The organism is Massilia sp. 2TAF26, from assembly GCF_052115005.1.
Classification (GTDB): Bacteria; Pseudomonadota; Gammaproteobacteria; order Burkholderiales; family Burkholderiaceae_D; genus Telluria.
In genome coordinates this window covers 1-5,445 of the sequence record NZ_JBFRFV010000061.1, presented here as the reverse complement: position 1 = coordinate 5,445, position 5,445 = coordinate 1, and the positions used below count along the sequence as shown (strand labels likewise).

At 65.0% G+C, this 5,445-nt stretch carries 4 protein-coding genes and 1 rRNA gene; 4 read left to right on the top strand and 1 reads right to left on the bottom strand.

The window, feature by feature from the left end:
• Window positions 1-98, top strand: a 5S ribosomal RNA gene (rrf, locus tag AB4Z32_RS27335); the annotation flags it as partial.
• Between the two features lie 50 nt (window positions 99-148).
• Here the strand turns inward: rrf and bla are convergent.
• Window positions 149-1,846 (bottom strand): subclass B3 metallo-beta-lactamase, encoded by a 1,698-nt coding sequence (bla, locus tag AB4Z32_RS27330; protein WP_442124966.1) that lies wholly within the window; start codon window positions 1,844-1,846, stop codon window positions 149-151.
• Between the two features lie 208 nt (window positions 1,847-2,054).
• On the opposite strand from bla, the gene AB4Z32_RS27325 reads away from it, so the two are divergent.
• Genes AB4Z32_RS27325 through ampC form a run of 3 tightly spaced genes read left to right on the top strand, consistent with a single transcriptional unit; the run spans window position 2,055 to window position 5,130 of the window.
• Window positions 2,055-3,104, top strand: coding sequence for a sensor histidine kinase (locus AB4Z32_RS27325; RefSeq protein ID WP_442124965.1), 1,050 nt, complete (start codon window positions 2,055-2,057; stop codon window positions 3,102-3,104).
• 3 nt (window positions 3,105-3,107) lie between these two features.
• Window positions 3,108-3,869 (top strand): LytR/AlgR family response regulator transcription factor, encoded by a 762-nt coding sequence (locus AB4Z32_RS27320; RefSeq protein ID WP_442124964.1) that lies wholly within the window; start codon window positions 3,108-3,110, stop codon window positions 3,867-3,869.
• Between the two features lie 43 nt (window positions 3,870-3,912).
• The gene (gene ampC, locus AB4Z32_RS27315) at window positions 3,913-5,130 is read left to right on the top strand and encodes a class C beta-lactamase (protein ID WP_442124963.1); all 1,218 of its coding nucleotides are present in this window, start codon (window positions 3,913-3,915) and stop codon (window positions 5,128-5,130) included.
• Window positions 5,131-5,445: the final 315 nt, after the last annotated feature.

Here is a 5,445-nt window from a genome sequence, read left to right as displayed (position 1 = left end):
AAGTCGGTACCACCCCTTCCCATCCCGAACAGGACCGTGAAACGACTTTGCGCCGATGATAGTGCTGCAACCAGTGTGAAAGTAGGTTATCGTCAGGCTAATTATTCGCAGAAGCCCGCTCAATTCCTTGAGCGGGCTTTTTGCTTTTCTAGCGCGCCTGTTTCAGATACGCCCGCAGTCCATGTGTGAGCACCAGCGGGAATACGCTTGCGTGATCCTCGTCCGCAAAGACTTCCAGATGCGTCGCCAATCCTGGATAGCGATGCGCTTTCAGCGCCGCATCGAATTCCCTCAAATCGGCCACCATATCGGCATCCTCTTCATTCCGTGAGCGCGTCTTCCCGGCCGCCAGCGTTTCGCGCCCGCCGATGCCGAAGAATACCGATGCCGGCATATCCTTGTGCCCCTTCGCATACGCCTTTTCGCGATCGAACATCACGCCGCGGTCGAACCACAAGGAGGGACTGCCGAGGATGTAATGCTCGAAGGTTTTCGGGCGGCTCAGCAGAAGCTGCAGGCCCAGCAGGCTGCCGTAGGAATGGCCGACGAAGATCTTGCGGCGCATGTCCGCGCGATAATGCGACGCGATCAGCGGAAACACGTCATCGGCGATGAAGCCGCCATATGCCTCCGCCTCGCCGAACGCCACCGCCCGTCCCGGCGTTTCCGACACATACCCTTGTGTGCGCGGCATCGACGGCGTGTAATCGCGGCGCCGGCTGAACACGGCGCTGTCGCCTTTTGCGTAAGACAGGCCTACCACGATCGCTTCCTCCAGGCCGGCATGCTTGGCCAGCCGCTGGGCGATGCTGCGCGTGACCGGAAAACCGTAAGCGGCATCGGTGACGAACAGCACCGGATAACGGCGATCCGACGAACGATAGGATTCCGGCAGTGCGATGAAGACCTGGTAATCGCGGTTCAGCGCCCGTGCGTGCACGTCGCGCACTTCGGTGTCGTCGAGCCGATAGGCGGACGGCGCTTCCGCAGCTTTCGCAGCTTCCGCAGCCAGTGTTTTTGCCAGCATCGCCCGCGCCTTCGCCGCATACTTTCGGCAGCCCTCGGGGGCGACGAATGCCGCATTGCCGAGCGCCGCCTGTTTCGCCTTCTTTTCCCACATCTCGCTCGCCTCCGGATGCGAGCTCACCAGCACATCGCAATCCAGGGCTTTGACGGTGGCGATCGAACGCTCGATATCCGCCCGCGCATTCGGGTACAGCGCATTCCGGCTGAAGCTCAGGCCATCGGCAACCACCGCGGCCAGGCTGTCGCCGTACACCATGTTCATGGTCCGCCCGCCTTCGCTCGACTGCCAGGTCCAACTGGTCGCACCCATCGTATGTCCGGGCGTGAAGTGGGCCGTGACCGCGAGCGGTCCGAGTCTCACGACCTCGCCGTCACGCACGCTGCGCGTGTTGGCGACCGGCGTCATCGCTTCCAGGTTGGGATATTGCGGGTCGCGCCTGTCGGCCTGGCCGGACCGCAGCACCGCCACGGATGGCGCACTGCCCAGTACCGTCGCGCCGCTCAGCTTCTGCAAGGCGGCGATGCCGCCGGCGTGATCGAAGTGCTCGTGCCCGTTCAGGATGTAGCGGATGTCCTCGACCTTGAAGCCGAGCCGGCGCACGTGCTCGGCGATCTGGTCAGAGGCGCCGGTCGGGCCGCCGTCGATGAGGATGTGGCCGGCCGGTGAGGTGATCAGCACCGCGCTGATGCCGCCGGTGCCGACATAGTAGCTGTTGCCGTACAAGGGGAAGGGATCCTGGGGCGCGAACCAGTCGGCGGCGGCGGCGTTCATGGAGGCGCCGAAGGCAATGGCGGCGGCAAGGCAGATGGTTTTTTTCATGTGCGGACAAAAGTGAAGAGGGTTCGAATGAGGCCTGGACGATTCTGCAAGCGGTCCGCCACCGTGGCAGCAGGGCGGTGACGAAACCCCGCATCCGCGTGATGAAGCCGGCCGCCGCGGCCGATCCGGCGAACCGGGCCGCTGCTATACTTTTCCGATGACGCAGCTCTCTCTTCCGCGCACGCCGCCCGCAACCAGGACCATCGCCATGGCTGTGCTGGTGTGGGCAGCCATCAGCGCCCTCGGCGCCCTGCAGACCTATAGCGACAACCTGCGTGTCGGCGTCGACAGCCACTATCCGGCCCTGCTGGTGACCTGGTTCATCGAGTATGCGGTGCCGCTGATCGTCCTCAGCGCGGGACTCAGCCTGATCCTCGCGCGCTGGCCGGCCCTGATTGCCCGGCCGCGCAATGTGGTCGCGCTGTTCTTCGGCCTCGTGTTCCTGTTCCAGCCCGCGCAATGGACCTATATGGCCTGGCTGCGCGGCTACCTCCACGTCGGCAGCTTCGAGGATGCCCGCCTGCTGCTGATGAAGATGCTGCTGGTCGGCTGGTTCTCGACCACCGGCACCTTCGCCGCCATCCTCGCCATCCATTACTGGCGCCAGGCACGCGAGCGCGAACTGGCCTGGCAGCGCAGCCAGACCGATATGCTCAACCTGCGCCTGGCCCTCGAGCAGCAACGCATGCTGGCCCTGCGCGCCCAGTTCGAGCCGCACTTCCTGTTCAATGCCCTGAACGCGATCAGCGCCCTGGTGCGCGACGGCGACCGCAGACTCGCCCTCGGCGGCATCGAGCGCCTCAGCGACCTGCTGCGTTACGCGCTGTCGGCGAGCGTGCGCAATACCGTCACCGTCGCCGCCGAGCTGCAGTTCGTGCGCGACTACCTGGATCTGCAGCGCCTGCGCTATGGCGACCGGCTGCAGATGCGGATCGACGGCGAGGGCGGGCTGCTGCACGAAGTCGAGTGTCCACCGCTGCTGCTGCAGCCGCTGATCGAGAACGCGCTGCGCCACGATCTCGATTGCCACCAGGGGCCGAGCGACATCCGCCTGGTCTTCGCGCAGGACGACGAGACGCTCGCCATCCGCGTCGCCAATCCCGTCAGCGCACAGGCGTCGCCGAACCCCGGCGCCGGGCTCGGGCTGGCGAATACGCGCGAACGGCTCAAGCTGATGCATCCGACCGCCTCGCTGGTCACCAGCGTGGAAGACGGCCGCTTCGTGGCCGAGGTCCGCCTGCCGTTGGACAGGGACTGAGCGATGAGCGTGCGTTACCTGATCGTCGACGATGAAGCGCCCAGCCGCGCCAACCTGCGCCTGGCCCTGGGCGCACATGCCGACTGGCGCCTGATGGCGGAGTGCGACGGCGCCGCATCCGCGCGCACGGCACTGGCTGCCCAGGAGATCGATGTGATCTTCCTCGATATCCAGATGCCGGCCGAATCCGGCCTCGTGCTCGCGCGCGAAGTCAGCCGCATGAGCGAGCCGCCGCTGATCGTCTTCGTGACCGCCTACAGCGAGCATGCGGTCGACGCCTTCGAGGTGCACGCGCTCGACTACCTGCTCAAGCCTTTGAGCGACGCGCGCCTGGCCCAGACCGTCGAACGCATCGGCGCCATGCTGGGCCAGCGTCAGCGCGAAGCCTACGGCGCGGCCCTGCGCGATTACGTCGATGCCGGTGCGGACAAGGCCGTGGAGCGACTGCAGCGCATCAATGTGCGTTCGGTCGGCCGCATCGAGCAGATCCGCGTGGACGACATCCTGTGGGTCGAATCGGCGGGCAACTACGTCGAGCTGCATCTGGACGGTCGCACGGTCCTGCACCGTATCACCCTGAACCGCCTGGAAGCGCTGCTCGCGCCGGAAGACTTCCTGCGCGTGCACCGCAGTGCGATCGTCCGGCGCAGCCAGATCGCTCGCCTGGAGACCGTCGGCGACGGCAGCTACCGGCTGACGCTGCGTAGCGGCGCCGCGGTGGCGGTGAGCGAACGCTATCTGCATGCGCTGAAGTCGGCGATGTGACGAAACGCCGGCGCGCCGTGACGGCGGTGCTGGTTGCGGCGGTATGGCCCTGCCTATACTGGCGCGTCACCATCAACGGGAGATTCTCTTGACCATCCGTCTGCAAGCCATCGGGCGCCTCGCCCTGACCGGTCTTTGCCTTCTGCCGTTCGCGGGCCGCGCCGCGAATGTCTCCGATGCCGCCGTGCGCGACGCCGTCGACCGCGCGATCCGGCCCCTGATGGCGCAGCACGACGTGCCCGGGATGGCGGTCGCCGTGACTGTCGACGGACATGCCATGTTCTTCAACTATGGCCTGGCATCGAAGGAGAAGGGCATTCCCGTCAGCGAGAACACGCTGTTCGAGCTGGGCTCGGTCAGCAAGACCTTCGCCGCGACGCTGGGCTGCTATGCCCACGGCCAGGGCAAGCTGTCCTTCGACGACCATCCGGGCCGCTTCATGCCGCAGCTGAAGGGGAGTGCGATCGACCGCGCCAGCCTGCTCGAACTCGGCACCTACACGGCCGGCGGCCTGCCGCTGCAGTTTCCGGACGAGGTCACCAACGATGCGCAGATGCTGGCCTACTTCCGCAACTGGAGACCGGACGCGCCGCCGGGGACACAGCGCCGCTATTCGAATCCGAGCATCGGCCTGTTCGGACATGTGACGGCATTGGCCCTGCATATGGGCTTTGCCGATGCCGTCGAGGGCAAGCTGTTCCCTGCGCTCGGCCTGAAGCACAGTCATGTCCGCGTGCCGGCCGCGTCGATGGCGGATTACGCCTGGGGATACAACAGCGCGAACAAGCCGGTGCGGGTCAATCCCGGCGTCTTCGATGCGGAAGCCTATGGCGTGAAGTCGAGCACCGCCGACATGATCCGCTTCGTGCAGGAGAACATCGATCCTTCCCGGCTCGATGAGCCGATGCGGCAGGCGCTGGAATGCACCCACGCCGGCTACTTCCGGGTCGGCGACACCGTGCAGGGGCTCGGCTGGGAGCAGTACCGCGCGCCGGTGAGCCTGGCGCAGCTGCAGGCCGGGAATTCCGAGAAGATGAGCCGCGGCTTCAATGCCGTTACCAGGCTCGAGCCGCCGCAGGCGCCGCCGCGCGGGACGCTCTTTAACAAGACCGGCGCCACCGGCGGGTTCGGCGCTTATGTGCTGTTCGTACCGGAGCACCGGGTCGGTATCGTTATGCTGGCGAATAAGAACTACCCGATTCCGGCGCGCGTCGAGGCGGCGCATGCCATTCTCGGGCAGCTGGTACCGGCCATCCGCTAGCCTATCGTACAAAAAGCGACGGACGCCTCTTGCGCTCGGGGCGGAGGGTTTGCTATAGTTCGCGTCCTGCTTCTGCAGCGCACGAAAAGTTTAATAGAATCAACGGATTAAACTTGTATAAACGGCCATGCCGAGTGCACTGAAGAAAAAGATGGAGTTGACGAGGTAAGCGAAACACTGCATAATCTCATTCCTCTGCTGCTGACGAACAAAACGATTCGCCGGATGCAGCAAGGCAGTACCGAATACGATCTTTAACAATCAACAGTCGATAAGTGTGGGCGTTTGATGAAGTGCCAGCATCCTTCGGGATGC

Bases quoted from the DNA above. Each gene is read 5' to 3' on its own strand.
- bla (WP_442124966.1), bottom strand. From the start codon at position 1,846: ATGAAAAAAACCATCTGCCTTGCCGCCGCCATTGCCTTCGGCGCCTCC.
- AB4Z32_RS27325 (WP_442124965.1), top strand. From the start codon at position 2,055: ATGGCTGTGCTGGTGTGGGCAGCCATCAGCGCCCTCGGCGCCCTGCAG.
- AB4Z32_RS27320 (WP_442124964.1), top strand. From the start codon at position 3,108: ATGAGCGTGCGTTACCTGATCGTCGACGATGAAGCGCCCAGCCGCGCC.
- ampC (WP_442124963.1), top strand. From the start codon at position 3,913: ATGGCCCTGCCTATACTGGCGCGTCACCATCAACGGGAGATTCTCTTG.